This is a genomic window from Vibrio sp. 1167 (genome assembly GCF_033340375.1).
Taxonomy (GTDB): Bacteria; Pseudomonadota; Gammaproteobacteria; order Enterobacterales; family Vibrionaceae; genus Vibrio; species Vibrio alginolyticus.
Genome location: NZ_JAWOWK010000002.1, coordinates 101,011 through 127,424, shown reverse-complemented (window position 1 = coordinate 127,424; position 26,414 = coordinate 101,011). Strand labels below are relative to the sequence as shown.

The 26,414-nt window shown below is 42.9% G+C and carries 24 protein-coding genes and 1 riboswitch; of the genes, 12 read left to right on the top strand and 12 right to left on the bottom strand.

The annotated features are described in order from the left end of the window. Position 1: 1 nt before the first annotated feature. Positions 2-793 carry a tRNA uridine 5-oxyacetic acid(34) methyltransferase CmoM gene (gene cmoM / locus R7Z78_RS03950; RefSeq protein ID WP_025766915.1) on the bottom strand — a complete coding sequence of 264 codons (792 nt, stop codon included), beginning with the start codon at positions 791-793 and terminating at the stop codon, positions 2-4. A 114-nt stretch (positions 794-907) separates the two neighbouring features. Between cmoM and elyC the strand changes: the two genes are divergently transcribed. After that, positions 908-1,693, top strand: coding sequence for an envelope biogenesis factor ElyC (gene elyC / locus R7Z78_RS03945; RefSeq protein WP_005387893.1), 786 nt, complete (start codon positions 908-910; stop codon positions 1,691-1,693). Between the two features lie 72 nt (positions 1,694-1,765). Here elyC and torR read toward each other — a convergent pair whose 3' ends face one another. Next, the gene (torR, locus tag R7Z78_RS03940) at positions 1,766-2,476 is read right to left on the bottom strand and encodes a two-component system response regulator TorR (RefSeq protein WP_005378370.1); all 711 of its coding nucleotides are present in this window, start codon (positions 2,474-2,476) and stop codon (positions 1,766-1,768) included. Between the two features lie 266 nt (positions 2,477-2,742). Between torR and torD the strand changes: the two genes are divergently transcribed. The 5 genes from torD (at position 2,743) to R7Z78_RS03915 (ending at position 7,089) form a co-directional block, all read left to right on the top strand. Further along, positions 2,743-3,390, top strand: coding sequence for a molecular chaperone TorD (torD, locus tag R7Z78_RS03935; protein WP_005378369.1), 648 nt, complete (start codon positions 2,743-2,745; stop codon positions 3,388-3,390). Between the two features lie 468 nt (positions 3,391-3,858). Further along, positions 3,859-4,863, top strand: coding sequence for an HTH-type transcriptional repressor PurR (purR, locus tag R7Z78_RS03930; RefSeq protein ID WP_005378368.1), 1,005 nt, complete (start codon positions 3,859-3,861; stop codon positions 4,861-4,863). 287 nt (positions 4,864-5,150) lie between these two features. After that, positions 5,151-5,240, top strand: a riboswitch (cyclic di-GMP riboswitch). 116 nt (positions 5,241-5,356) lie between these two features. After that, positions 5,357-5,947, top strand: coding sequence for a TfoX/Sxy family DNA transformation protein (locus R7Z78_RS03925; protein WP_005378367.1), 591 nt, complete (start codon positions 5,357-5,359; stop codon positions 5,945-5,947). 114 nt (positions 5,948-6,061) lie between these two features. Then, positions 6,062-6,748: a TVP38/TMEM64 family protein gene (locus R7Z78_RS03920; RefSeq protein WP_005378366.1), complete on the top strand. Its 687-nt coding sequence runs from the start codon at positions 6,062-6,064 to the stop codon at positions 6,746-6,748. Between the two features lie 20 nt (positions 6,749-6,768). After that, entirely contained in the window at positions 6,769-7,089 is a 321-nt protein-coding gene (locus R7Z78_RS03915; RefSeq protein ID WP_017820033.1) for a DUF2007 domain-containing protein, read from the top strand. 31 nt (positions 7,090-7,120) lie between these two features. Here R7Z78_RS03915 and R7Z78_RS03910 read toward each other — a convergent pair whose 3' ends face one another. The 4 genes from R7Z78_RS03910 to topA form a co-directional block, all read right to left on the bottom strand. Further along, the gene (locus R7Z78_RS03910) at positions 7,121-7,924 is read right to left on the bottom strand and encodes an alpha/beta fold hydrolase (RefSeq protein ID WP_005378354.1); all 804 of its coding nucleotides are present in this window, start codon (positions 7,922-7,924) and stop codon (positions 7,121-7,123) included. 109 nt (positions 7,925-8,033) lie between these two features. Then, a complete protein-coding gene (gene glgA, locus R7Z78_RS03905) occupies positions 8,034-9,491 on the bottom strand; it encodes a glycogen synthase GlgA (RefSeq protein WP_104975993.1) in 1,458 nt (485 codons plus the stop codon). Further along, entirely contained in the window at positions 9,481-10,698 is a 1,218-nt protein-coding gene (glgC, locus tag R7Z78_RS03900; protein WP_005378352.1) for a glucose-1-phosphate adenylyltransferase, read from the bottom strand. Before glgC ends, glgA begins: the two co-directional genes overlap by 11 nt. Positions 10,699-11,293: 595 nt before the next feature. Beyond that, positions 11,294-13,924 (bottom strand): type I DNA topoisomerase, encoded by a 2,631-nt coding sequence (gene topA / locus R7Z78_RS03895; RefSeq protein ID WP_005378351.1) that lies wholly within the window; start codon positions 13,922-13,924, stop codon positions 11,294-11,296. Positions 13,925-14,358: 434 nt separating this feature from the next. On the opposite strand from topA, the gene R7Z78_RS03890 reads away from it, so the two are divergent. Further along, a complete protein-coding gene (locus tag R7Z78_RS03890) occupies positions 14,359-14,607 on the top strand; it encodes a YciN family protein (protein WP_005387884.1) in 249 nt (82 codons plus the stop codon). 63 nt (positions 14,608-14,670) lie between these two features. Here R7Z78_RS03890 and aroA read toward each other — a convergent pair whose 3' ends face one another. Together aroA and R7Z78_RS03880 are read right to left on the bottom strand one after the other, a co-directional pair. Beyond that, complete coding sequence (aroA, locus tag R7Z78_RS03885; protein ID WP_017634728.1) at positions 14,671-15,951, bottom strand: 3-phosphoshikimate 1-carboxyvinyltransferase; 1,281 nt, start codon at positions 15,949-15,951, stop codon at positions 14,671-14,673. A 290-nt stretch (positions 15,952-16,241) separates the two neighbouring features. Beyond that, positions 16,242-16,718, bottom strand: a complete 477-nt coding sequence (locus R7Z78_RS03880) for a glycine zipper 2TM domain-containing protein (protein WP_085569613.1) — start codon at positions 16,716-16,718, stop codon at positions 16,242-16,244. Between the two features lie 39 nt (positions 16,719-16,757). Here R7Z78_RS03880 and aat point away from each other — a divergent pair, with 39 nt between their 5' ends. The 3 genes from aat (at position 16,758) to infA (ending at position 18,463) form a co-directional block, all read left to right on the top strand. Further along, the gene (gene aat, locus R7Z78_RS03875; protein ID WP_005378347.1) at positions 16,758-17,465 is read left to right on the top strand and encodes a leucyl/phenylalanyl-tRNA--protein transferase; all 708 of its coding nucleotides are present in this window, start codon (positions 16,758-16,760) and stop codon (positions 17,463-17,465) included. Continuing rightward, positions 17,462-18,163, top strand: coding sequence for an arginyltransferase (locus R7Z78_RS03870; RefSeq protein WP_005378346.1), 702 nt, complete (start codon positions 17,462-17,464; stop codon positions 18,161-18,163). The genes aat and R7Z78_RS03870 overlap by 4 nt, the downstream gene beginning before the upstream one ends. 81 nt (positions 18,164-18,244) lie before the next feature. Further along, positions 18,245-18,463, top strand: a complete 219-nt coding sequence (gene infA, locus R7Z78_RS03865) for a translation initiation factor IF-1 (RefSeq protein ID WP_001040192.1) — start codon at positions 18,245-18,247, stop codon at positions 18,461-18,463. 133 nt (positions 18,464-18,596) lie between these two features. Here the strand turns inward: infA and clpA are convergent, their stop codons facing one another. Beyond that, entirely contained in the window at positions 18,597-20,864 is a 2,268-nt protein-coding gene (clpA, locus tag R7Z78_RS03860; protein WP_005387879.1) for an ATP-dependent Clp protease ATP-binding subunit ClpA, read from the bottom strand. Positions 20,865-20,914: 50 nt separating this feature from the next. Further along, positions 20,915-21,235, bottom strand: a complete 321-nt coding sequence (gene clpS, locus R7Z78_RS03855; RefSeq protein WP_005378419.1) for an ATP-dependent Clp protease adapter ClpS — start codon at positions 21,233-21,235, stop codon at positions 20,915-20,917. 704 nt (positions 21,236-21,939) lie between these two features. Between clpS and cspD the strand changes: the two genes are divergently transcribed. Continuing rightward, the gene (gene cspD / locus R7Z78_RS03850) at positions 21,940-22,158 is read left to right on the top strand and encodes a cold shock domain-containing protein CspD (RefSeq protein ID WP_005378407.1); all 219 of its coding nucleotides are present in this window, start codon (positions 21,940-21,942) and stop codon (positions 22,156-22,158) included. 185 nt (positions 22,159-22,343) lie between these two features. On the opposite strand, the gene R7Z78_RS03845 is transcribed toward cspD, so the two are convergent. Continuing rightward, positions 22,344-24,569: an NADP-dependent isocitrate dehydrogenase gene (locus R7Z78_RS03845; RefSeq protein ID WP_169644472.1), complete on the bottom strand. Its 2,226-nt coding sequence runs from the start codon at positions 24,567-24,569 to the stop codon at positions 22,344-22,346. Between the two features lie 311 nt (positions 24,570-24,880). On the opposite strand from R7Z78_RS03845, the gene R7Z78_RS03840 reads away from it, so the two are divergent. After that, on the top strand, positions 24,881-25,582 hold the full coding sequence (locus R7Z78_RS03840) for a pseudouridine synthase (RefSeq protein ID WP_017634731.1): 702 nt from the start codon (positions 24,881-24,883) through the stop codon (positions 25,580-25,582). 85 nt (positions 25,583-25,667) lie between these two features. Here the strand turns inward: R7Z78_RS03840 and R7Z78_RS03835 are convergent, their stop codons facing one another. After that, positions 25,668-26,345 carry a DUF2057 family protein gene (locus R7Z78_RS03835; RefSeq protein WP_017634732.1) on the bottom strand — a complete coding sequence of 226 codons (678 nt, stop codon included), beginning with the start codon at positions 26,343-26,345 and terminating at the stop codon, positions 25,668-25,670. Positions 26,346-26,414: the final 69 nt, after the last annotated feature.

Here is a 26,414-nt window from a genome sequence, read left to right as displayed (position 1 = left end):
GTTATTCCTGTTTATCGTTCTTTTTAGCCCACACATGAATGTAGCGGCCTAATGAGAGGTATGGCTCTTGTCGACAAAGTTGTTTTTCTAGCGCCAACACATCTTCAAACTCGTAATCACCCATGTATTCCATATTGCCTATGTAATCACTAAATGAGCGAATACCAGATTTGCCACAAATATTAAAACCTGAATTTTCTATCCACTGGTAGACTTCTTCAGGTTTTAAGCCTTTTTGCGGCTGTAGTTTAAATCTTTTTCGGTGAGGCATGCCGTCTAATATATGAGGAATGTTGCCACAAACCACGTTTTTATAGACTAAACCGTGGTGGTTGTAGAACATGACTGATGCGATGCCTCCCGGTTTTACTTGTTCTAGAACTGTTTCAAGTGCGGCCTTAGGATCAACCAGCCACTCCATCACAGCGTGGAACATAACCAGATCGACCTGTCCATCCATATGTTCACCGATGGATTGGACAGGCGAATGAATCAGGCGATACTGCTCAAGCAAACCGTTTTTTTCAATATCCTGCTTAGCCAACTGCAGCATTTCCGAAGATAGATCACATAAAGCGATTCGATGTCCGAGCTTAGCAAGCTTTTGCGACATTTGTGCCAAACCACCACCAGCGTCCAACACTTCTAGGGGTTGCTGGTCAGCATCTAATTCACTTAGAATCTGTAGAAAATCTTCCCACACAATGATTTGGCGGATCTCCCCTTTATCGGAGCCGTAAATATTTTTTGCAAATTTGTGGGCGATATCGTCGAAATTGCGGTCTTCTGTCACTTCTGCTGAGTTATCATAACGGATTGTGCCGCTATTCTGGCACAAGGAAAGCAGGAATAAAGAGGGATACCCTCATTTTTATTATCAATTGATGTTTTTTCGGACTATTTATGTATGTTTGAGCTGAAAAAAGTAGTGTCAGCCATGCTTATGCCCCTTCCGGCATTGCTGCTGATAGGCTTGTTGGGTCTTGCTCTCATTAGTTTTACTACAAAACGTAAAACTGGCTGCTTCGTTGTTCTATTCTCTTTTGTTGGCATTTTTCTTGTTGCCTTCCAACCTGTTTCAACCAAGCTTCTTATGCCATTAGAGCGAGAGCATAAAGCCTTTTTGCCAGTTTCTGGCACCATCGACTACGTGATGGTTTTAGGGAATGGTCATGTTATCGATGACGAAATTCCACCCACCTCGCAGTTAAGCCGTGCAGCATTAATGCGCTTAACTGAGGGCATTCGTATTTTAAGAATGTATCCAGGCGCGAAATTAATCTTATCCGGCTATGCTGGCGGATCTGAAATTAGCCACGCGCGAATGATGGCGAACGTTGCCCTTGCGTTGGGAGTCGCGAAATCCGATATCATTTTATTAGAAGATGCGAAAGATACGTGGGAAGAGGCGCGTCAAGCGGCTGCATTCGTTCAACAAAAGGAGATTGTGTTAGTCACTTCTGCGAGTCACATGAGCCGTGCATTGTATGAGTTCAACGCAGCAGGCATTAAACCAATCCCAGCCCCGACCAACTTCTTAGCTATTAGCGAGATAAGTCAACCTTGGGATAAATACTCACCTAAAGCGCGTTACTTAGAACAAACAGAGCTTTATTGGCATGAGTACTTGGGCAGTATTTGGCAAAGGTTGCGTGATACTGTCGGCCAAACACCAATGGTTGAAGCAAACTAGTATTATCTTGAAGCCACAAAAAAGGAGAGCCGAAGCTCTCCTTTTTCTTTTTACGATTGAGTTATGTTCCAACTAGTCACCAGCAAACATATAGCCTTCGCCGTGTACCGTTACAAAAATCTGTGGGTTCTTAGGATCGAACTCCATTTTTGCGCGCATACGTCGAATAAGAACATCAATGGTGCGGTCATTCGGCGCATCCACTCGATGGCTGATCATGTTCAAAATACGCTCACGACTTAACACCTGGTTAGGATAAGACGATAATGCCACCAAAAGTTCATACTCTGCTTTAGTTAGTTTTACTGGCTCACCGTTGCGGCTAAGTGCGCGACGTTGAATGTCGAATGTCCACTCCCCAAAGCGCACAATGTGCTCTTCACTGGTTTCATTCGCTTTCGAGCTGCCACTGCGCGCCGCTGAAATACGCCACAGCAAGTTTTTAACGCGAACTAACAGCTCTCTCAGTTCAAAAGGTTTTGTCACATAATCGTCAGCACCCATTTCTAGGCCTACGATTTTATCAATGCTATCCGTGCGTCCTGTTACTAATATGATACCAATATCCGATTGGCTACGTAACTCACGAGTAAGCATCAGGCCGTCTTCACCAGGCAGGTTAATATCCAGCATGATCAGGTCTACATCGCCCGCTTGCAAAACTTCACGCATTTCTGCGCCACTCTCTGCTTCGCTGACTTGGTAGCCCTCATTTTGGAAATATCCCGCAAGCTTACTACGAGTTACAACATCATCTTCTACGACTAATACGTGATAGCTCATTTACACCACTTTTCTGTCTTCTTATTATCCAAGACGTATTCTATTCATAACTAGTAACATTTCTAGTCATAGATACATTAAAACGCAAGATTTAGCGTTTTTATTGATTCAAAACAAGCTTGCCCATTGCTATTAATAAACGGTCATTTTTGACCATAAAACATAACAATTATAGTTACTGCTATTCATTTTAATTGATTACACTTAGGGGATATCCCTAATTGACTTTGTGATGCATGACTTGAAGCATCATTCAGGAGCCCAAAATGCAAGAAGTGAAAGCTTTTAATGAAAAACGCGCTGAAATTTACTGGTGGTTTTCGAGCTTGTTCGCAAAAGAACTAACAGAGAAAGAATTGGAAGCCTATCACAGTGTTGAAATTCGCAGTTTTCTCGCAGGTTTAGGTGAAAATGAGTCGCTGAAACCAGCTGTTGATAGCCTAGTTGATGCATTGAATCGGTTACAAGATCGTGAAGATGCACAACTAGAGCTTGCAGCTGACTTTTGTGAACTGTTTTTGAAGACAGAAAAATACGGCGCTCTTCCTTACGCATCCATGTACATTGGTGAATCAGGTTTACTGAATGACAAGCCAGCTGAGGAAATGGAAAAGTTGATGGCTGAATTTGGCGTTCAAGTAGACGAAAACCTAAAGGAACCTGCGGATCACTTAGCCGTTGAGCTCGACTTTCTCGGGAACATGATTATCCGCTCAAACGAGCTTGAACAAGAAAAACACATGGAAGAAGCCTTCGTTAAACAAAACGACTTTATCCAGCAACAATTGATGTCTTGGTTACCTCAGTTTTCAGACAAATGTAAAAAATTCGACGAATTTGGATTTTACTCGAGTGTCGCGAAACTATTAGTTGCATTTTGTAAACTAGACAGCGCCTACCTTCTTGGTGAATAATTGCCGCCTATTTTTAGGGAGCCTGCCTATCGGGCTTCCTGTATGCCTGAAAGTGACCAATTGTAAGTAACTTGGGTATAATATTCGTTTGCCTTAACTTAGCGCAAAGACGCTTGGTTATTTAGCAGTCAAAATGTGACTTCAAATACACAAATCTCTTGCTGAAAACATTGCTAGTCAGTCCACATAGGGCTAAAATGTGAGCGCAAACGATTAAATATGATTTATATGTAAACCGCTGAAATATAGCGGTTTTTGTGTTTTCTTAACAGGTTGATGGCAATTTCTCATCAGATAGAAAAAAGATAAAATTCATCGACCGATGCTGCTACGTACCCTTTTGTCGCACTTGGATCAACCGCTGCCGAGACACTTAGCGCCAATTTTATATTGCTAGGTGTGAAACCATTAGAGCATCAGGTACATCCAATACGACATATTTCAGTAGCTCGATACAGGACACCATTTATGGCCACGATAAAAGACGTTGCTCGCTTAGCCGGCGTTTCCACTACGACAGTTTCGCACGTTATCAATAAAACGCGTTTCGTTGCAGAAGCAACGCAAGAAAAAGTAATGAAAGCCGTTGACGAGCTGAATTACGCGCCAAGTGCCGTTGCACGCAGCCTAAAATGCAACTCAACTCGTACGATTGGCATGTTAGTAACTCAATCAACTAACCTATTTTTCTCAGAAGTGATTGATGGCGTTGAGAGCTACTGTTACCGCCAAGGCTATACTCTGATTTTATGTAACACAGGCGGGATTTACGAAAAACAACGCGATTACATTCGTATGCTGGCTGAAAAGCGCGTTGATGGCATCCTAGTGATGTGTTCTGACTTAACCGAAGAACTAAAAGAGATGCTTGACCGTCATGCGGACATTCCTAAAGTGGTCATGGATTGGGGCCCAGAGAGCTCACAAGCAGACAAGATCATGGATAACTCAGAAGAAGGTGGCTACATTGCAACCAAACATCTGATTGACAATGGTCATACGGATATCGCTTGTCTAAGCGGTCATTTTGAAAAGCTTGCTTGCCAAGAGCGCATTGCAGGTTTCCGTCGCGCAATGAGTGAAGCGAACCTAGCTGTAAATGAAGACTGGATCCTTGAAGGTAACTTTGAATGTGATACGGCCGTATTAGTTGCAGATAAAATTACCGCAATGGACAAGCGCCCGACGGCGGTATTCTGTTTTAACGACACAATGGCTCTCGGCCTAATGAGCCGCTTGCAACAAAACGGGATCAAAATTCCTGAAGATATTTCAGTGATCGGCTACGACAACATCGAGCTTGCGGAATACTTCTCTCCACCGCTAACGACTATCCACCAACCTAAACGTCGTGTTGGTAAAAATGCATTCGAAATTCTACTTGAGCGTATCAAAGATAAAGAACACGAAAAACGAATTTTCGAAATGCAACCTGAGCTTGTAATTCGAAATACTGTGAAAAAAATGAACTAAATTTCACTGTATTTAACACGGTTAAATAAGCGCTCTACAGGGGCGCTTATTTTTTTGGAAAAATTAAGCATTCTCTAATACTTCACACCACTCTAATAACAATTGACTAACGTTAACTCCCTGTTTTATATAAATGTAATATATATTAAGAACTCCTTTTCAAAGGCCAATTTGCACCTTTCCATATGCAAAATAGAGCATTCAATCTATCATTTTTATTGAACCGAAATCACACTTTTAACGCTAAACCGTGATGTTAATTCAATATAAGAAGTATGCTCATTGTGTCACGCACAGGGCAAACCATTCGAAAGAGTGGGACGCAAAGCCTCCGGCCTGAACCATATTACGATATGGAAGGTAGCGGGGTTACCGATGGCAAGTGTGTAAGCAATGACTTTACTCTGTAATGACATTGTTTTTACGCATGTTTGCTACTCTCTCGGACCTGACTTTTGGTGGCGTAATATTAATTACACCGAGATAACAAAACATGGATAAACCGATACTCAAAGACTCTATGAAGCTATTTGAGGCACTTGGTAATATCAAGTCGCGCTCAATGTTTGGTGGCTTCGGACTATTCGCTGATGAAACAATGTTTGCACTAGTGGTAAACAATCAGCTTCATATCAGAGCAGACCAAAAAACTTCATCTGACTTCGAGAAACAAGGGCTAAAGCCTTACGTTTATAAAAAACGTGGCTTTCCAGTCGTTACAAAGTACTACGCTATTTCCAGCGATTTATGGGAATCAAGCGAACGCTTAATCGAAGTAGCGAATCAATCATTGAAAAAGGCAAAGCTTGAGAAAGAACAGCAAGCAAGTACAAAGCCTAACCGTTTGAAAGATTTGCCTAACTTACGACTGGCTACCGAGCGCATGCTAAAAAAAGCCGGCATCGAATCCGTAGAGAAGCTTGAAGAGGAAGGTGCGCTTAACGCCTATAAAGCGATAAGAGATACGCACTCTGCAACCGTCAACATTGAGTTGCTATGGGCACTAGAAGGTGCTATCAACGGCACTCATTGGAGTGTGGTACCTCAAGCTCGCCGAGATGAGTTGATGAACGGCCTCCAATAAAAGTCGGCCTAAAAACTATCTTGTAAAACCGCAGTCTAATCTGCGGTTTTTTTGTGAAATTTTTTCGGTTTTCCTACTGTCTTATTACATATATCCCAAATTGGAATCAAAATTATGAATAAGAAACTGATATTAGGTCTCATCCTACTAGCGGCTATCGTCTTTTTAGGTATTAACTTTGGCCAGTATTTAACCTTAGAGAATGCAAAAGCCCAACAAGAAGCACTAACTACATACATCGATCAGAATTTTGTATTCTCGGCTGCGATTTACTTTTTTACCTACATTGCAATTACCGCTTTTTCTATCCCAGGAGCGGCAGTAGTCACCTTACTTGGTGCAGCCTTATTTGGTTTTTGGACAAGCTTGCTACTGGTTTCTTTCGCTAGCACTATGGGGGCAACACTGGCCTTCTTGAGCAGCCGATACTTATTGCGTGACTGGGTACAAAACAAATTCGGAAATAAACTCAACGCAATTAATCAAGGTGTCGAAAAAGACGGAGCTTTTTATCTATTTTCCTTGCGTCTAATCCCTGTATTCCCTTTCTTTCTAATCAACTTACTGATGGGCTTAACGCCGATGTCTGTAGGTAGATTTTATCTCACTAGCCAAATAGGTATGCTGCCAGGCACAGCCGTATATCTGAATGCAGGTACTCAATTAGCAACAATTGAAAGCCTATCGGGCATTGTTTCACCCGCAGTATTAGCGTCTTTTGCGCTATTGGGACTATTTCCAATCATCACTAAATGGGTTATGAATAAAGTAAGGCCGACACCAAGTCAGCAAAACTCGTAATTGGTGAAGTGGGTATTTTGATGAAAATATTTATCGCTAAAAACCCAGCAGAAGCACACATTGTATGTGAACTGCTTAAAGTGGAACAAATTTACTGTGAAGTTCGTGGAGAAGGTATTTTCGGCTTAAAAGGAGAACTGCCGTTTGGTGATGATACCGATCCTTATGTGTGGCTTTTTGACACTGCACAAAAGATGAAAGCTGAAGAAATAGTAAAAGCATATCGAAAACAATCCGATAGGCATGAGTATCAAGATTGGCAATGCCCAAAATGTCATGAAATAAACGAAGGGCAATTTGGTGCATGTTGGCAATGTGGATATCAATTAGGAGAGCTATAGCGGCTCTCCTATTCAGTGGATGCACTCAGTTTTAAGCACATGCTGCTTGCTGTTTAATAAACTCGATGGAATGTTGATTGAAGTCTTCTGGACGCTCTACATTGCATACATGACCACAATTCGGGATTTCTCGTAGAATGCTGAGCTTATGTGCTGCAACCATTTCTTTGACAGGTTTAATAAACATGTAATCCCTGTCGCCCATTAAGTAGAGAGTCGGAATGGGTAACTCTCGATCTTTAAAATATTTCATTAACGGATTTACATCAGCAGCAAGAATAAACCAACGTTTAAATTCTTTTTGGCAAAGCTTCTTGGCTTCGCGAATAAAAAGGTGGCGAGATTCTCGTTGGCTTCTTTGAGGCATAACAATATAAGCGAACAGTTTGTAGAGCCACATGTACGGTAGGATATGCTTACAAAAATTACCTAATTTCACCAATATCTGAGAACGCGTGTTAAGCCTTGTGACAGCACCGCCGAGCACCATCGAACGTACGCGCTCTGATGACAATTCAGCAAGGTTTCGAACAATAATAGTACCAAGCGACATACCGACAAAATGAGCGGATTGGATCTTTAAATGGTCCAATACTTTCAAAATATCTTGGGTAACTTCCGTAAAGGTATAACGGTTAGCAATGAGCTCTTTAAGTAACTGATTTGACTTTCCATGACCTCTTAAATCGATCAGCAATAAGTTAAAGTGTTGCTTGTAAGCTTTAATTTGCTTGAACCAGATAGAAGAGCTACCACCAGCACCGTGCACAAATACAACCCACTCATTACTAGTAGGGTGCAAATAGGTTTTATGAAAAAGTAGCGGCTGAGTCATATTGAGTATCAAAAAGATCGTGCTATTGAGTAAAAAGCCATCCTACCACACTCCCCTTACTCAAGATAATAAAGGCACCTCATTCGGTGCCTTTCGTTACAATTTTAAGTCAAACTAACGCTGAGTGGTAAAGCTGCAAATAAGATTCTGCGGCCTTTTGCCAACAAAAGTCTTGTTGCATCGCGTGCAACTGTACTTTATTCACTTCAGGCTCGTTTTGAGCGTAGAGCAACAGTGCCCTTAGCATCGTTAACAACAATGCCTGCGGTGTCGGTTCGAAAAAAACAAACCCCGTTGCTTCAGATGGGTTTACATCATAATCGCTAACGCTGTCCTTTAAGCCACCAACACCGCGTACTATCGGTAATGTCCCATAAGCCATACTATAGATTTGGTTTAAGCCACATGGTTCAAACTCAGAAGGCATCAAGAAGAAATCAGAACCAGCTTCAACGATATGCGCAAGTTCATTGTCATACGCTTCTACAAAGGCAAATTTGCTAGAAAACTGCGCGGCAACCTCTCGTAGCTGAGCGGCAAGAATAGGGTCTCCGGTCCCAACGACAACTAGCTGAACATCGTGCTTCAAAAAATCGGCCAAAGCAGGCAACAAGTAATGAACGCCTTTCTGCTGGGTCAATCGACAAACCATACCGAACATAGCTACATTTTTTTCGGGCAAATTTAGTCGTTGTTGTAATGCTTTTTTACAAGCTTTCTTCCCTTGCGACATACTTTGCTGGTCGGCGCAGTAATTAACTGGCAAGTAAGTATCCGTTTCCGGGTTCCAAGCACTGTAATCACAACCGTTCAAAATACCAACTAAGTCCTGCGCGCGTTGCTGAAACTCCCAAGCCATTCCATGACTGCCAAGCTCTGTTTTGAGTTCCTCTGCGTACGTAGGGCTGACCGCGTTTATCTTATCTGCATTCATTACACCAGCTTTGAGCATCGTAATATGCGTTGCACTCACCGCAGCATCGGGAACGTTTCTACAATGAAACTCTGGCAAACACTGCACGTCTTCATAACTAAATACGCCTTTAAAGACCGCATTGTGAATTGAAATGACGCTTTTAGTATGAGCAAAAAACGGATCATTGCCATACCTGTGCTTGAGCAAAAATGGAACAAGACCTGTGTGCCAATCGTTCGCGTGTATGATATTAGGTTGAAAGGCGAGCTTGGGTAACATGTCGAGACATGCTGCACTAAAAAACGCAAAGCGCTCGCCGTTATCAGTATACGCTTGGTTGTTCTCCGCATACATTGATGGTCGATTGAAATACGGCGGACAATCAATCAGGTAAACAGGATTTTGACCTAACATGAGCCGCAAAACTCGGTACTCCGTATGCGGCCATGATGTTAATTCTGTTTCTAATACAACTTCTGCGTCTGCGCGTTTATCAATACTGCTGTACGCAGGGATGGTAATTCTTACGTCTTGCTGTAGGTTTTGAAGGGCTTCCGGTAGTGCCTTGGCAACATCTGCCAAGCCACCACTTTTAATGAGGCCTTCAACCTCAGAAGCTACAAACAGAATAGATAAGTTGTTAGTAGCCAACTCGAGCTCCTTTCGGAATAACAACAATGCCCTCCTCAGACACGTGGAAGTGTTTTTTATCTTCTTGAAGATTCACACCAATCTGAGTACCAGGAGCAATATCGGCATCCTTGTCGACAATCACACGACGTAAAACACAGCCTTCGCCAATTTTTACGTCACCAAGAAGTATACATTCGCTGATATCGCAAGCAGAAGCAATATTACTGCGAAAACCAAGCACCGACTTTTCGATTCTTGAGCCTCTAACATAGCTGCCATTACACACTAAACTATCGATTATCTGCACACGACCATTATCAGAGTCGGTAAATGTCGCAGGTGGCAATGGTGGGTAGTAAGTGTGCAATGGCCATTTACGGTTGTACAGCGAAAATGGTGCATCTTTTTCTAGCAGATCCATATGCGCTTGCCAGTACGCATCAATAGTTCCGACATCACGCCAGTACACCTCTTCTTTTTCGCCACTGATTTTGTTGGTACTGAAGTCATACACGAACACATCACCTCTAGGGAACATCTTTGGAATGATGTCCTTTCCAAAATCATGTGATGAAGCTTCATTATCCGCATCTTCGACCAACTCTGAGAACAGTACCTGAGCTTCAAAAACATAGTTACCCATTGAAACTAAAGCGTAATCAGGATCACCAGGAATCGACTTCGGATTTGCTGGTTTTTCTTCAAAGCCAATCATACGACCTTCGCTATCCACTTCGATAACCCCAAATTGCGACGCCTCTTTTAGTGGCATGCGCAATGCAGATACCGTCAGAGAAGCCTTCTTTTCTGAGTGGAAGTTCAGCATTTGTTTGATATCCATCTTATAGATATGGTCAGAGCCAAAAATACAAACTTGCTCTGGTTCCTCTAATTCCATAAAACGCAGGTTTTGATAGATCGCGTCCGCCGTCCCTTCGTACCAACGTTTACCAGTACGCATTTGAGCGGGAATAGGATCGATAAAGCGGTCTGTAATGCCGTTGATGTTCCACCCCTTTTTTAAGTGATGGAATAAAGATTGAGATTTAAATTGGGTTAGGACGTAAATGCGCATCAGATCCGCATTAACAAAATTGTTTAGAGCAAAATCGATCAATCGATAACTACCACCAAACGGTACCGAAGGTTTACTGCGAGATTCCGTTAAAGGTCTCAAACGAGAGCCTTCACCGCCAGCAAGAATCATTCCCAAAACACCAGCCATTTGTTGTTCTCCATATCGTTATAGCTTGGATTTGGTACTCGCTTGAATGAGTCATACTCGGGGAGTCAAGCGAATACATTTAGCAACCGTCTCTGAGTTTCTGTGAACTCTTACAACACGGATAAAAAAGCTACGGCACTTCCAGTATGCAACGTCCACTCTTTCCTTATTTTTTGACGCAAACAATGCACACAGTTGCACTAATTTTTGTAATAAATTATCTAAGCGGGTTCTAAATTACAATTTTTAATACGCCATTCTGTGTACCATACAGCTCTTGCGTACTCAAGACGATATCTAGATCACACATGGAAAAGCAAACGATTACATTATGAAAACAATTTACGAACGGATTCACTACACCGCCGATTTTTTAGCCCAATGTATAACAAATATGTGAATGCAAAATGAAAGTTACAACGAATATTTTTTACATAAAAAATACGTCAGCGACCAAGAAATATTGATGCTAGAATCTTCTCGCGTCAGCAAAACTCAGTCAAAGCAGCAAAGATCTATACGAACAACACAGTGGCCTTTACGCAAAAAAGGCAGCGATATCGCTGCCTTTTTACATTACTTAGTTCGTACGTTTTTATGCTTTCGCTTTTTTACGCTTATCAGTGACTTCCCACTTGCCGTCAACAAAGAGCGCTGTCCAACCAGATGGTTTGCCGTTCTCTTCCGAACGAACGTAGTTCTCTTTTGTTTTACGGCTAAAGCGTACAACAGCAGGACGACCATCAGGATCTTCTTGCGGCGCAGTTGCTAGGTATTTGAACTTCTCAGGTAAACGCTCTTCAAAACGCGCCAGTTCAGCAACCAAAGGAGCACGTGTCTCGCGCGATTTAGGGAAGTTGCTTGCCGCCATAAATAGCCCCGAAGCACCATCACGAAGCACAAAATACGCATCTGAGTTTTCACAAGGTAACTCAGGAAAATGAACAGGATCTTCTTTCGGTGGCGCGACTTCGCCATTCTTAAGAATCTTACGAGTGTTCTTACACGTTTCGCTCGTACAATCCATGTATTTACCAAAGCGACCGTTCTTAAGCACCATATCAGAGCCACATTTGTCACATTCAACAACTGGACCATCGTAGCCTTTTACTTTGAACTCGCCGTATTCAACAAGGTAGCCTTCACAGTTCGGGTTATTACCACAAACATGCATCTTACGCTTGTCATCAATCAGGTATGCGTCCATCGCTGTTTCACAGATCGGACAACGCTTTTTAGCACGAAGAGCTGCGGTTTCAACGTCTTCTTCTAGAACGTTAATAATACCTTCTTCGTCACCCAAGTTGATGGTTGTCTTACAACGCTCTTTTGGTGGTAACGCGTAACCTGAACAGCCTAAGAACACACCTGTCGAAGCAGTACGGATGCCCATTGGACGGCTACACGTCGGACACTCGATATCCGTCATGACGATGTGATTTAACTTCATACCGCCTTCTGACTCATCTAGCTCCGCTTTTTCAAGATCGCCAGTAAAATCAGCAAAGAAGTTGTCTAACACAGCTTTCCAGTTCACTTCACCTTCAGCGATTTGGTCCAATTTCTGTTCCATACGCGCAGTAAAGTCGTAGTTCATCAAATCGTTAAAGCTGTCATCAAGGCGGTCAGTAACAATTTCACCCATTTTTTCAGCGTAGAAACGGCGCTGATCAACTTTCACGTAGCCACGATCTTGAATCGTAGAAATGATCGATGCGTAAGTCGACGGACGACCAATGCCTCGTTTCTCCAGCTCTTTAACCAGTGCTGCTTCAGTGTAGCGCGCAGGTGGCTTTGTAAAGTGCTGTTTAGGGTCAAGTGACTCTAAGCTTAGCTTATCGCCAAGTTGTACCGCTGGAAGGATTGTATCCTCGTTTTTGCCCATTGGACGCTGTACACGAGTCCAGCCGTCAAATTTAAGGATACGACCTTTCGCTTTAAGCGTGTATTCTGCCGCTTTTACGCTGATGGTTGTTGAATCGTATTCTGCTGGCGTCATTTGACACGCTACAAACTGATTCCAAATCAAAGCGTAAAGTTTGTGCGCATCAGCATCGACACCTTGCAGGTCTTCCGCCTTAACACCCACATTTGAAGGACGGATCGCTTCGTGCGCTTCCTGTGCTCCTTCTTTGCTACCGTACGTCAATGGTTTCGCTGGTAGGTACTTATCACCAAACTCAGAACCAATAAAGTCACGTACAGCGTCCACAGCCTCGGCACTTAGGTTAGTCGAGTCAGTACGCATATAAGTGATGTAACCGGCCTCATAGAGGCGCTGAGCTAGCATCATGGTCTTTTTCACGCCGTAGCCCAGACGTGTACTTGCTGCCTGTTGAAGCGTAGAGGTGATGTAAGGTGCTGAGGGCTTGCTCTTTGTAGGGCGGTCTTCACGCTTACATACTTCGTAACTTGCATTCTCAAGTACAGACATCGCTGCTTTGGTTTCTGCCTCATTAACTGGCTTAAACGCAGAACCGTCTTTCTGAGCAACAAGCAGTTTAAAGTCCGCTTTGTCTTTCGTTTTCGTATTCGCATGAATGTCCCAGAACTCTTCTGGTACAAACGCGTTAATCTCACGCTCACGCTCAACTAACAGTTTCACCGCAACAGACTGCACTCGACCAGCAGATAAGCCACGAGCCACTTTTTTCCAAAGTAGAGGTGAAACCATAAAACCAACGACACGGTCCATGAAGCGACGTGCTTGTTGGGCATTTACACCATCCATGTTCAGCTCACCAGGTGTCTGGAAAGCTTGTTGGATCGCGTTTTTCGTAATTTCGTTAAAAACTACACGTTTGTATCGCTCTTCATCGCCACCGATGATCTCACGAAGGTGCCATGCGATTGCTTCCCCTTCGCGGTCCAAATCGGTTGCGAGATAAACGCAATCTGCGTCTTTGGCGAGTTTTTGTAGTTCGTTGACAACTTTTTCTTTGCCTGGAAGGATTTGGTAATTCGCTTCCCAGTCATGATATGGGTTAATCCCCATTTTTTTGATCAACGCTTTGCGGTCTTTCTCTTTTTTAACGCGCGCTTTCTCTTCCGGACTCATCCCTTTAGTTGAGATGGCTGCGGCTTTTTTCTCACCAGTGCTTTGACCGGCCGTAGGCAGATCACGCACATGACCAACACTAGACTTAACAATAAAGTCTTTACCAAGGTACTTATTTATCGTCTTTGCCTTGGCTGGTGACTCCACTATAACGAGTGATTTACCCATAACTGACTCTAACGTCCTTCATAATAATGCGGGTAGAAACCTTATTTAAAGGCCACCCGCATAATGTTCTATTTCATTGCTTCTTTTTTTACTATTGTGCGAGATGAAAAGAAGATCAACTGCTTTTTTGAAATTCAGATCCGATTGGTTGACAATTCATCGTCTTTATACTTCAAAGAGACAGGGTTCTGAAAGGTATTGAGCGGCATATCTAAACAGGCAAACTTAGCATCCGCTAATCCAATGCAATAAATTTTGTTACCCATCACAAAATAGTTTGGTTCAATGCTCTGCCATCTTCCTCCACATCATACTTATACTCTAAAAATTGATCTGTTTAGTCTTACTGAACGATTGACTGAATTAATCATGCAAACCCATTTTAGTTGTAGGTATACTCAGCGCTCTTAACTGAATAGAATGGTAGAAAGAATATGTCTGATAGAACGTTTATCGAAGAGTTCGACCTTCTTTTGATCGCTAACCAAATCATCCAAGAGCACGATGATTACATCGAGGGAATGCGAGCAACAAGCGTAGAAGAAAAAGAAGGTGTTTTAGTTTTTAAAGGTGAATACTTCCTTGATGACAAAGGTTTACCAACTTCAAATACGACTGCAGTATTCAATATGTTCAAATACTTAGCGCATCACCTTTCTAAGGAATTTACGCTGGTTAAATAGTATTGGGAAACAAAAAAGCCAGAGTGTTATTCACTCTGGCTTTCCGGTTTCAGGTCAGAATATTTAGCAGCTTAAAGCCTTAAGTTTGTCGAAGTAGTCAGGGAACGTTTTCGACGTACACTTTGGATCGTTAATCGTCACAGGCGTATCACTAAGTGCCACCAGCGAAAAACACATCGCCATTCGATGATCATCGTAAGTATCAATCGCAGCATGCTTTAACTGAGAGACAGGTTTGACGATGATGTAGTCTTCCCCTTCTTCCACTTCCGCACCAACTTTACGTAACTCAGTCGCCATAGCTGACAAACGGTCTGTTTCTTTTACACGCCAGTTATAAACGTTACGAATAGCGGTAGTGCCTTCGGCAAATAGCGCTGTTGTCGCGATGGTCATTGCAGCATCAGGGATATGGTTGTAATCCATATCAATGCCTTTTAATTGACCAACACGTGAAATTACGTAGTCATCACCCCATTCAATTTCTGCACCCATTTTTTCAAGCGCATCAGCAAATTGAATATCACCTTGAATGCTGTTTTTACCGATACCCGTGACTTTAACTTCTCCACCTTTAATGGCTGCCGCCGCCAAGAAGTAAGAAGCAGAAGACGCGTCACCTTCAACCAAGAAATCACCTGGAGCGATGTATTGCTGACCGGCTGGGATCACAAACTCTTGATAGTCGTTGTTGATCACATCGACTCCAAACTGCTTCATGATATGCAGGGTGATATCGATATAAGGCTTAGAAACCAAATCGCCTTCGATGTTGATGCGAATTTCACCTTCAGCCAATGGCGCAGACATTAAGAAAGCGGTCAAAAACTGACTTGAAATGGACCCATCGATAGAAACTGTACCTGCTTTTAGGCCAGTACCAATTATTTTGAGAGGCGGAAAGTTCTCGTTTTCCATGTACTCAACGTTCGCACCAGCATCTTTCAGTGCCGTGACAAGGTGACCAATTGGACGCTCTTTCATACGAGGTTCGCCCGTCAGTACATACTCCCCTTCTCCAAGACAAAGAGCCGCAGCTAATGGTCGCATCGCAGTGCCAGCATTGCCGAGAAATAACTCTACCGGCTCTGAGACAGAAAACGGACGCCCAAGGCCGTCAACGAGACATTCTGTTTTATCTTCGGAAAGTTGGTATTGAACGCCTAGTTTAGTCAGCGCATTCAGCATATGACGAATATCATCACTGTCGAGGAGATTAGTAAGGCGAGTTCTGCCTTTAGCAAGAGCAGCAAGTAAAAGAGCTCGATTAGAAACGCTTTTAGAGCCAGGAAGGTTCACTTCCCCTTGAATTTTATTGATAGGTTGTAACGTTAGGCTTTCCATTAAAAGTTGATAATCCTTTGTGCCCTCAACATACGATTTTTTATGAGGGCTAAACAATTCTTCGTGAATTCAGACTACCCAAAAAAACACGACAAAACCAGAGTAAATCGGCGCTAATTTATGAATATCCTCAAGCAGCCTAAAGATACAGAATTAAAGGCATTGCCAGCGATGTAAATAAGAGCGAAAGAAGCACGGCGAAACAGCAAACTATTTCGACTTGATTTGACAATAAGCCAGCCCGACTGTACATGCCTGATTAGGCTTCGTTAGGCTAAAACAACCTAGGGTTAATAAGTGATATCAACCCTGACTCCATCATCAAAATATAAAATACGAACTTCATCCCCTCGACTAAATAACATATTTTTATCAACATCTTGGATGACATTAATTAGCTTATCACCCTTCACTTTGATGAGTAGCTCAACTAACTTATATTCAACCGTGTATTGGTAATTACTTTGGTTTTGAGCAACTGCGGCACCTGCAAGCGCACCCACTGCCGTCGCGACTTCTCTTCCCGTACCGCCACCAAATTGATTACCGACTAAACCACCGATAGTGGCACCAAGTAGTGTCTTCCAACCGTTACTTTTCGATTGAACAACCTCTTGTTGAGTAATATAACGGACAGAGTCAATCTTCCCGTAAACTACTTCATTAACTGGCTTGGCAACATTTCTTTCATAGGCTGCGTTGGCGACAAGTGGTAAAAACAGTATGATCCTAAGCCATACTTTTACGATATTTCTTAACCAGGTCATCATAAACTCCTCTGACTCCAATGTTGGTAACGACTTCTTATGGCTATTTATTTAACTGAACTCGATGAAACGTTCAACTTTCCCTCACCCTATAAAGCACTCAGCGACCCCAATGGTTTGCTGGCTTTTGGTGGTGACTTAAACCCCATGAGAATCCTCAATGGTTACTATCAAGGCATTTTCCCTTGGTATGGTCCTGGTGAACCTATTTTATGGTGGAGCCCTTCTCCGCGCGCTGTGTTTGACCCATTGCAGTTTAAGCCATCTAAAAGTCTCAAAAAATTTCAGCGTAAACATAACTATAAAGTAACACTCAATTTCGCGACAGAAGAAGTGATTAGACTATGTTCTTCAACACGCCCTGCAGAGGAAACATGGCTCAACGAGGAAATGCAAACTTCCTACATTGAGTTAGCCAAACTTGGTCACTGTCACTCTGTAGAAGTATGGCATGACAACAACCTGATTGGCGGACTATATGGCATCTGCGTGGGCCAACTTTTTTGCGGGGAGTCGATGTTTAGCCTAAAAGATAACGCATCCAAAATTGCATTGTGGTACTTATGCAACCATTTGGCGTCAAAGCAAGGTCAATTAATCGATTGCCAAGTTATGAATTCTCACTTGGCATCACTTGGCGCATTTGAACTTGAGCGTGACGAATTTATGCAAAAACTACTATCTTTAAGAGAAAAGCAAACACTATTTGATGCCTATCAGCCCCAAGTTTTGCAGGATTCAGTATGAGTACGGATATACAACATATTCGAATAGGGTTGACGAATAATCACCCTTGTAGTTATTTGCCTGAACGGCAAGAGCGGGTTGCGGTGGCGCTTGATGAAAGGCTGCATACTGAAGAAAATTACCAGTTGCTCATGGCTAACGGTTTTCGTCGTAGCGGAGATACCATATATAAACCGCATTGCGAGCATTGCACCGCTTGCCAGCCAATTCGAGTCTCGATTCCAGACGTTAGATTATCAAAAAGTCAGAAGAGGCTGCTTAATAAAGCACAGTCTTTACGCTGGGAAATGAAACCTGAAATGGATGAGGAATGGTTTGAGCTTTACAGTCGGTACATCTGCAAACGGCATAAAAACGGCACTATGTACCCACCAAAGCGTGATGAGTTTGCTCGATTTGCTCAAACTAGCTGGCTGACAACGTCGTTTTTACACATTTACGATGAATCAGATCAATTGCTCGCCATTGCGGTGACAGATTTGATGCCACAATGCTCGAGTGCTTTTTATACTTTCTTTGACCCTGACTACGAGTTATCTCTTGGCACGTTAGCAGTGCTTTATCAAATTAAATACTGCCAAGAAAACAAACAACAGTGGCTATATTTGGGATATCAGATTGATGAGTGCCCAGCAATGAGCTACAAAACACGCTTTCAACGCCACCAAAGGCTAGTAAATCAGCGTTGGCGAGGGTAGAATACGCCTCAACTTTACATAATTACTATTTAGCGGCAGAATATAGCCCGCTAATATTGCCTAATTTCTAAAGAGGATTAAATGGCTAAAGAAGACGTAATCGAGATGCAAGGCACAGTCCTTGACACTCTACCAAACACTATGTTCCGTGTTGAACTTGAAAACGGTCACGTTGTGACTGCTCACATCTCTGGCAAGATGCGTAAGAACTACATCCGTATCCTAACGGGTGACAAAGTAACTGTAGAGATGACTCCATACGACCTGTCAAAAGGCCGCATCGTCTTCCGCGCTCGTTAATCTCTGATTTTCGGATGCAATAAAAAACGGAGCAAGCTGCTCCGTTTTTTATTGCACAATTTTTTCCGATTTAGTTCAGATAAAAAAGCGCACGATCTTCTCGTGCGCTTTTGCGTTTGTTACCGACTAACGATTAATGCATCGCTGTCTCTTTCTCACTTAAGTATTCAAACTCAAGCGTATCGTTGACCAGCGTTACTTTCACTGTACCGCCGTCAACTAAAGATCCAAACAACAGTTCGTTAGCCAAAGGCTTCTTAAGCTGTTCTTGGATAACACGCCCCATTGGGCGAGCCCCCATAGCTTTGTCATAACCTTTATGTGCTAACCAATGGCGAGCGTCTTGCGATACTTCCATTGAAACGCCTCTCGCATCAAGTTGCACTTGCAGTTCAACAATGAACTTATCAACCACTTGATGGATAACGCTTTCATCAAGGCTGTTAAACCAGATGATGTTATCAAGACGGTTACGGAACTCAGGAGTAAACACCTTCTTAATTTCCGCCATTGCATCATGACTGTTGTCTTGTTGAATCAAACCAATTGATTTCTTCTCGGTTTCCGCCACTCCTGCGTTAGTTGTCATAACAAGAATGACATTACGGAAGTCTGCTTTGCGACCATTGTTGTCCGTTAGCGTACCGTTATCCATGACTTGCAACAGCAGGTTAAAGATATCAGGGTGCGCTTTTTCAATCTCATCAAGTAATACGACTGAATGTGGGTGCTTAATAACAGCATCAGTTAGCAAACCACCTTGGTCATAACCGACATAACCAGGAGGCGCACCAATTAAGCGACTTACGGAGTGACGCTCACCATACTCAGACATATCAAAACGAAGTAGCTCGATACCTAGAAGCTTAGATAACTGCACCGTCACCTCTGTTTTACCAACCCCTGTTGGGCCTGCAAACAAGAATGAACCAACAGGTTTGTTGTCTACACCTAAACCTGCACGTGTCAGCTTGATCGCCTCGGATAATGCATCAATCGCATTATCTTGACCGAATACCAACATCTTCATTTTGCTATCTAAGTTTTTCAAAATGTCTTTATCTGAAGAAGAAACCGACTTCTCTGGAATTCGCGCCATTTTGGCAACCATTGATTCGATATCAGCCACTCCGACCGTTTTTTTACGACGGCTTGCAGGAGCAAGACGACTACGAGCACCAGCTTCATCAATGACATCAATGGCCTTATCTGGTAGATGGCGTTCATTAATGTATTTAGCCGACAGTTCTACCGCGGCACGCAGTGCTTTATTGGTATAACGTACTTCATGGTGAGCTTCGTACTTCGGCTTCAAGCCCATCAAGATTTTAGTTGTATCATCCAATGAAGGCTCTACAACGTCTATCTTTTGGAAACGGCGAGACAGCGCACGCTCTTTCTCGAAAATGTTGCTGTATTCTTGGTATGTCGTCGAACCAATACAACGCAACTTACCACTACTTAAAAGAGGCTTAATAAGATTTGCTGCATCGACTTGACCACCAGATGCCGCGCCTGCACCGATGATGGTATGTATTTCATCGATGAACAAAATGGCATCTTCTTCTTTTTCAAGTTGTTTCAAAATCGCCTTGAAGCGCTTTTCAAAATCACCGCGATATTTGGTACCAGCGAGCAAAGAGCCAATATCTAGTGAATAAATCACGCTGTTTTGAATGACCTCAGGGACCTGCCCTTCAACAATTCTCCATGCAAGACCTTCCGCAATGGCTGTTTTACCAACCCCTGCCTCACCCACTAGTAGGGGATTATTCTTGCGGCGTCGACAAAGTACCTGAATAGTGCGCTCTAACTCTTTATCACGTCCAATGAGTGGGTCGATGTTTCCATCTTTAGCGACTTGATTAAGATTCGTCGCAAAGCTTTCTAGGCGTTCTTCAGAATTAGGCTCTTCAACACTTTCTGAGCTAAACGAGTCTGATGATGAATCCTCACCTGCACCTGATGCTTTAGTAATACCGTGGGAGATGAAATTAACAATATCTAATCGGGAGATGTCATTTTTCTTCAGTAGGTAAGCGGCATGCGACTCTTGCTCACTGAAGATAGCAACAAGCACGTTGGCGCCTGTTACTTCATTACGACCAGACGACTGTACATGAAAGACGGCGCGTTGTAGTACACGTTGAAAACTCAAAGTCGGCTGCGTTTCACGCGTCTCATCACTATCTGGGATAAGAGGCGTAGTTTGATCGATGAAAATATCGAGTTCGTTGCGTAAAGCGTCAAGATCCGCCTTACAAGCTAGAAGGGCTTCCTTAGCTGCATCATTTTCCAACAATGCAAGTAGGAGGTGTTCGACAGTCATAAACTCGTGGCGTTTATCGCGCGCCCGAGCAAATGCACCGTTAAGGCTTGACTCTAGTTCTTTATTTAGCATAAGTACCTCCCGAAAAAACAACTGGGGTTGTTCGAGCAAGTCTTCTTTGTTTACGCTTGCTCCATAGTGCAAAGTAGCGGATGTTCATTTTCCCTTGCGTACATCGTAACTTGCGCTACTTTTGTTTCGGCAATTTCTGCGCTGTATGTGCCGCAGATTGCCTTTCCTTCATAGTGGACCTGAAGCATGATTTGAGTTGCTTTATCAATATCATGTGAGAAAAATCGCTCAAGCACCTCTATGACGAAATCCATAGGTGTATAGTCATCATTATTGAGTACGACATTGTACAGCTTAGGTGGCTGGACTTTCGTACTTTCTCGCTCCAGAAGATCAGAGTCCGGAGTGACCCATTCAAAATTTTTACTCATGGCAATCTAAAGATATCGTATCAAAGGGTTGATGTTTTCGACCTATAAAAACAATCTACCACAAGCGTGCAGCGCGGTGTAGTGAGTTATGGCACCGAATTCGATCTTTGATCGATAAAAGTTGCTACCTAATATAGAGACTAATGCACGTCTTGATACGGCGCAAATAAAAGATGCTTGTCGATAAGTTACACATTTTTTCTTATAAAAGAACTTTCTATTTATTGCTTTCGGACTATTGCAAACCACCCCATCATCTTCTATCTGGATCACACTTCCTCATTGAGAATACGGTAATTATCACGAAAACTTCATTTTTTATTCAGTTAGAGGATTCTTCTCCCATAAGCAACACGGACAGTATGGCTTTTTAAGTATGAGCCACTTCATAGGCAAATTGACTAAACTTCTGCGTATATACGAAAAACTGTTTGCAAATTTGTTAATCTCAAAAGTGATTTGTTTTCAATTATGTTTCTGTTTGTTGCTCACTGCTATTGACTGTCGAAATTCATTGACTACAGTGGAAAGTGTCGATGCATAAATCATCATTTTGAAACCTCTCTTCTTTAAGTGGTTTGATGAATGTGACTTATCATTGATTTGACGTTTGTTGGCATTCGCTGACAATGGTAGTACCAAGTTAAAGGTATAACTTGGTTGCAGTAACAACATCAGTAAAAAATGCATGAGGGATGTAAAGCATGGCTACAGGTACAGTAAAGTGGTTTAACAATGCCAAAGGATTTGGGTTTATTTGTTCAGATGAAGAAGAGGGAGATATCTTTGCCCACTACTCAACTATCCAGATGGACGGTTATCGTACACTGAAAGCAGGCCAACAAGTCTCTTACGAGATTGAAAAAGGTCCCAAAGGCTGTCACGCGAGTAGCGTCGTGCCTCTTGAAGGCCAAGCCAAATAATTAGAGCGCTGTCGAAATATAAAAATATTGCTCTCGAAACGCCAAGTTGATGTTTTGAAGAGAAAAATAAACCCGCCAAGATAGCGGGTTTCTTACTATTTAGAGCACGTGTTACAAAAGGAACACTTACAACGCACTTACAGGATAGGAAACACGCCGAAAACGACGTGTTTTTTAACACTAACTTACTTGTTAATGATTGCGTTAAAGGTTTCGCTTGGACGCATCAATTTAGAAACCAATGCATCGTCTAGTAAGTAGTAACCTCCTAGCTCACCTTTCACGCCTTGCGCATTATTTAGCTCAGCAACGATCGTTTCTTCCTGCTCTGACAGCGCTTTTGCAATTGGTGCAAATTCAGCAGCAAGATCCGCATCATCCGTTTGCTCTGAAAGCGCTTTCGCCCAGTAAAGTGCAAGATAGAAGTGGCTTCCACGGTTATCTAGCTCACCCACTTTGCGTGACGGAGATTTGTTGGTGTCTAAAAAATCACCGGTCGCTTTATCTAGTGTATCTGCTAGAACCTGAGCCTTAGGATTGTTTGTCGCTACACTTAAATGCTCTAACGAAGCTGCAAGCGCTAGGAACTCGCCCAAAGAATCCCAACGAAGGTGATTCTCTTTTTCTACTTGTTGAACGTGCTTAGGAGCAGAACCACCAGCGCCTGTTTCAAATAGACCACCACCGTTCATCAATGGAACAATAGATAGCATCTTAGCAGACGTACCTAACTCTAGAATTGGGAACAAGTCTGTTAGGTAGTCACGAAGAACATTACCTGTAACAGAGATAGTATCTAGGCCCGCTTTCATACGCTCTAGTGAGTACTTACAAGCTTCAACAGGAGATAGGATCTTAATCTCTAGACCGTCAGTATCGTGATCTGGTAGGTAGGCGTTTACTTTCTTGATGAGCTCAGCATCGTGCGCGCGGTTTTCATCTAGCCAGAATACAGCTGGAACACCTGTTGCACGTGCGCGAGTCACTGCTAGTTTAACCCAATCTTGGATTGGTGCGTCTTTAACCTGACACATACGGAAGATATCACCTTCTTCAACCGCTTGCTCTAACAGTACGTTACCTGAAGCATCAACAACGCGAACAGTACCCGCAGCGTCTAGAATGAATGTCTTGTCGTGAGAACCATACTCTTCAGCTTTCTGAGCCATTAGACCAACGTTAGGTACGCTACCCATAGTGGTTGGATCAAATGCGCCGTGCTCTTTACAGAAATCAATAACCGCTTGGTAAATACCTGCGTAGCTACGATCTGGAATCATCGCTTTGGTGTCTTTTTGTTTACCATCTGGTCCCCACATTTGACCCGAAGAGCGAAGCATTGCTGGCATAGAAGCATCTACAATAATGTCACTTGGTACATGTAAGTTTGTGATACCACGATCAGAGTCAACCATCGCAAGTTCTGGTTGAGTTTGGTAAACCGCTTGAATGGCCGCTTCAATTTCTGCTTTTTGCGCTTCAGGTAGAGACTCAATTTTTGAGTAAACATCACCGATGCCATTGTTTACATCAACGCCTAGCTCTTCAAACAGCTTACCGTACTTATCGAAAACGTCTTTGTAGTAAACTTTTACTGCATGACCGAAAATGACAGGGTCAGAAACTTTCATCATCGTCGCTTTCATATGAAGAGACAGCAGCACGTCTTGCGCTTTCGCTTCAGCAATCTCTTTCTCGAAAAATTCAACCAACGCCTTCTTCTTCATTACTGAAGTATCAATGACTTCTTTATCTAGTAATGGGAACGCAGACTTAAGCTCTTTAACTGTACCATCATTACCGACAAACTCGATTTTGACCTCTGTTGCACCAGAGATAGTTGTAGACTTTTCGCTACCAAAGAAGTCATTGTCTGACATGCTCGCAACATGAGACTTAGATTCTGCTGACCATGCACCCATTGAGTGTGGGTTTTTCTTCGCGTAGTTCTTAACCGAAGTCGGAGCACGACGGTCTGAGTTACCTTCACGAAGTACTGGGTTAACCGCACTACCTTTGATTTTGTCGTAAGCCGCTTTAATCGCTTTCTCTTCGTACGTGCTCGGCTCTTCTGGGTAGTTTGGTAAATCGTAACCTTTCGCCTGAAGCTCTTTAATCGCCGCTTTAAGCTGAGGAACTGAAGCTGAAATGTTAGGTAGCTTGATGATATTTGCTTCTGGAGTTTGAGCTAGTTCACCAAGCTCAGTCAACGCATCGCCAATGCGCTGTTCTTCTTTTAGATGCTCTGGGAAGTTAGCGATAATTCGACCTGCTAGTGAAATATCACGAGTATCTACATTGATGCCAGACGATGCTGTGAATGATTGAATGATTGGTAGTAATGAATAAGTTGCTAGCGCCGGCGCTTCATCAGTGATGGTGTAGATAATTGTAGGTTTTTCTGTAGGCATGAAATTTCCCTATTTTTTAATCAACTTGTTGGCTGATCAACTCAGCGTCTGAGTTGGTTTAATTGACGCATTGCTGCGCGTTAGCAGTACATGTCTCCTCACTAACGCCACATGCGGTTCGCACTCTTTGTTGTAGTTTGAAGCTCTAAGCTCTGAATCCATGAGTGCACTGATATAATTAAACAAATAACACGAATTAGTCTATCATTCTGTGCGCGTTTGTTAGTTTTAGGCGCGCAAATCATATCCGATCATGAGAAAACTTAAAACTTTCAAACACAGTTCATTTACATTTTTGCAGGGTAGTTAACATGTCATCTCGTACAGGTCAGGAAAAAGGTCGCAGTCGTAACCAGTCTAAAACGGGCCATTTTAAACACTCAGGAGCTCGCAATGGCTCGAAGACTCGTACTCAGCAAGACCGCCGCCCTAATCGCCCAACAAAAAGCCAAAAGCCAAAAGTGGCCCCTAAAGATCGTAAAGTCATTATTTTCAATAAGCCTTACGATACGCTCAGTCAATTTACCGATGGCGATGGTCGCAAAACGTTAGCGGACTATATCCCAATCAAAAATGTCTATGCGGCTGGCCGATTGGACCGAGACAGCGAAGGTTTGATGGTACTCACTAACGATGGCATCTTGCAGGCGAAGCTAACGCAGCCAAAGTCAAAATCGCCGAAGACTTATTGGGTTCAAGTTGATGGCGCTCCTCAGGAGCAAGATCTTGAAAAATTGAGAAAGGGAGTAGAGCTAAAAGATGGTATGACTCTACCAGCCGAAGTTGAAGTTATTCCAAAACCACAAGTCTGGGACAGAACGCCTCCGGTTCGTTTTCGCGCAAATATCCCTACCACTTGGTTAGCCATTACCATTATTGAAGGAAGAAATCGTCAGGTGCGTCGCATGACTGCGCACATTGGCTTCCCTACTTTGCGCCTCATTCGTCATTCGATGGGTGATATCGTCCTTAACGACCTAATGCCTGGTGAATGGAGAGAAATCTCTCTCTAATAAGCAGAAAAGATAAAAGCAGGCTTAAAGCCTGCTTTTTAGATTCGTACTTTTTCAGTTAAGCCCTATCTAATGAACTAAGGGATTACTGCTCAGCAAGCCAGTTTTTAAAGGCCTCTTTTTCCGCCGGAGACGCTTTCTGGTACATCGTCTTTAATACATCAACCATTGGGCTGTCGTTCGATGCGGCTGTTGAACGGGTATCACTAGTCTCAACTCGAGGCTCGATATCACTTACTGATTGTTGATGCTGATTCACAGTTACATAACTAACGGCAACACTCGCGATACCGCCAGCAATATTGTAGTTGCGAGATTCTTGAGGGTAATTACGACCAATTTGAACACCATCTGACTCTAATACATCTTCGACCAAAGCAATAGGTTGGCCTTTGGTATCCAGTAATTGCCAATCTAGAGGCGAGATGTTGTTTTGCGCTTGGCGAAGAGTTTTAAACTCTGGCAGTTCAAACGTTAGCTTTTCGTTTTCAGCATCAAATTTAGCAACGATTACATCACTGTAAACCGTCTTAAGGTTTTCGTTAATTTCGAATGTAGGTTGATATTTGAAGACAATTTGATTCGTTCCGTCAGGTAGTTCGATTGTCTTCTCACTAGAAAAAAGACCACCTTCTAGATCTGGCTTCTCCATGTTGACGGCCAATAACTTCACGTCTTCTGGAACCACTAAAGTCGTTGCAGCGTAGAGGTTTGTACTGGCAAAAATAGACAGTGCCATTGCCACTTTTAATGATAACTGCATAGAATTTTTCATCCTTATCTTCATAGTAAAAGACCCAGCATATAGCTGGGTCTTACAATATCAAACTGG

Bases quoted from the DNA above. Each gene is read 5' to 3' on its own strand.
- R7Z78_RS03925 (WP_005378367.1), top strand. From the start codon at position 5,357: ATGGATAAACCGATACTCAAAGACTCTATGAAGCTATTTGAGGCACTT.
- glgC (WP_005378352.1), bottom strand. From the start codon at position 10,698: ATGGCTGGTGTTTTGGGAATGATTCTTGCTGGCGGTGAAGGCTCTCGT.
- topA (WP_005378351.1), bottom strand. From the start codon at position 13,924: ATGGGTAAATCACTCGTTATAGTGGAGTCACCAGCCAAGGCAAAGACG.
- clpA (WP_005387879.1), bottom strand. From the start codon at position 20,864: ATGCTAAATAAAGAACTAGAGTCAAGCCTTAACGGTGCATTTGCTCGG.
- torD (WP_005378369.1), top strand. From the start codon at position 2,743: ATGCAAGAAGTGAAAGCTTTTAATGAAAAACGCGCTGAAATTTACTGG.
- aat (WP_005378347.1), top strand. From the start codon at position 16,758: ATGGCTATTTATTTAACTGAACTCGATGAAACGTTCAACTTTCCCTCA.
- R7Z78_RS03845 (WP_169644472.1), bottom strand. From the start codon at position 24,569: ATGCCTACAGAAAAACCTACAATTATCTACACCATCACTGATGAAGCG.
- clpS (WP_005378419.1), bottom strand. From the start codon at position 21,235: ATGAGTAAAAATTTTGAATGGGTCACTCCGGACTCTGATCTTCTGGAG.
- R7Z78_RS03840 (WP_017634731.1), top strand. From the start codon at position 24,881: ATGTCATCTCGTACAGGTCAGGAAAAAGGTCGCAGTCGTAACCAGTCT.
- R7Z78_RS03920 (WP_005378366.1), top strand. From the start codon at position 6,062: ATGAATAAGAAACTGATATTAGGTCTCATCCTACTAGCGGCTATCGTC.
- purR (WP_005378368.1), top strand. From the start codon at position 3,859: ATGGCCACGATAAAAGACGTTGCTCGCTTAGCCGGCGTTTCCACTACG.
- infA (WP_001040192.1), top strand. From the start codon at position 18,245: ATGGCTAAAGAAGACGTAATCGAGATGCAAGGCACAGTCCTTGACACT.
- R7Z78_RS03910 (WP_005378354.1), bottom strand. From the start codon at position 7,924: ATGACTCAGCCGCTACTTTTTCATAAAACCTATTTGCACCCTACTAGT.
- R7Z78_RS03870 (WP_005378346.1), top strand. From the start codon at position 17,462: ATGAGTACGGATATACAACATATTCGAATAGGGTTGACGAATAATCAC.
- R7Z78_RS03890 (WP_005387884.1), top strand. From the start codon at position 14,359: ATGTCTGATAGAACGTTTATCGAAGAGTTCGACCTTCTTTTGATCGCT.
- torR (WP_005378370.1), bottom strand. From the start codon at position 2,476: ATGAGCTATCACGTATTAGTCGTAGAAGATGATGTTGTAACTCGTAGT.
- aroA (WP_017634728.1), bottom strand. From the start codon at position 15,951: ATGGAAAGCCTAACGTTACAACCTATCAATAAAATTCAAGGGGAAGTG.
- R7Z78_RS03915 (WP_017820033.1), top strand. From the start codon at position 6,769: ATGAAAATATTTATCGCTAAAAACCCAGCAGAAGCACACATTGTATGT.
- R7Z78_RS03835 (WP_017634732.1), bottom strand. From the start codon at position 26,345: ATGCAGTTATCATTAAAAGTGGCAATGGCACTGTCTATTTTTGCCAGT.
- cspD (WP_005378407.1), top strand. From the start codon at position 21,940: ATGGCTACAGGTACAGTAAAGTGGTTTAACAATGCCAAAGGATTTGGG.
- R7Z78_RS03880 (WP_085569613.1), bottom strand. From the start codon at position 16,718: ATGACCTGGTTAAGAAATATCGTAAAAGTATGGCTTAGGATCATACTG.
- elyC (WP_005387893.1), top strand. From the start codon at position 908: ATGTTTGAGCTGAAAAAAGTAGTGTCAGCCATGCTTATGCCCCTTCCG.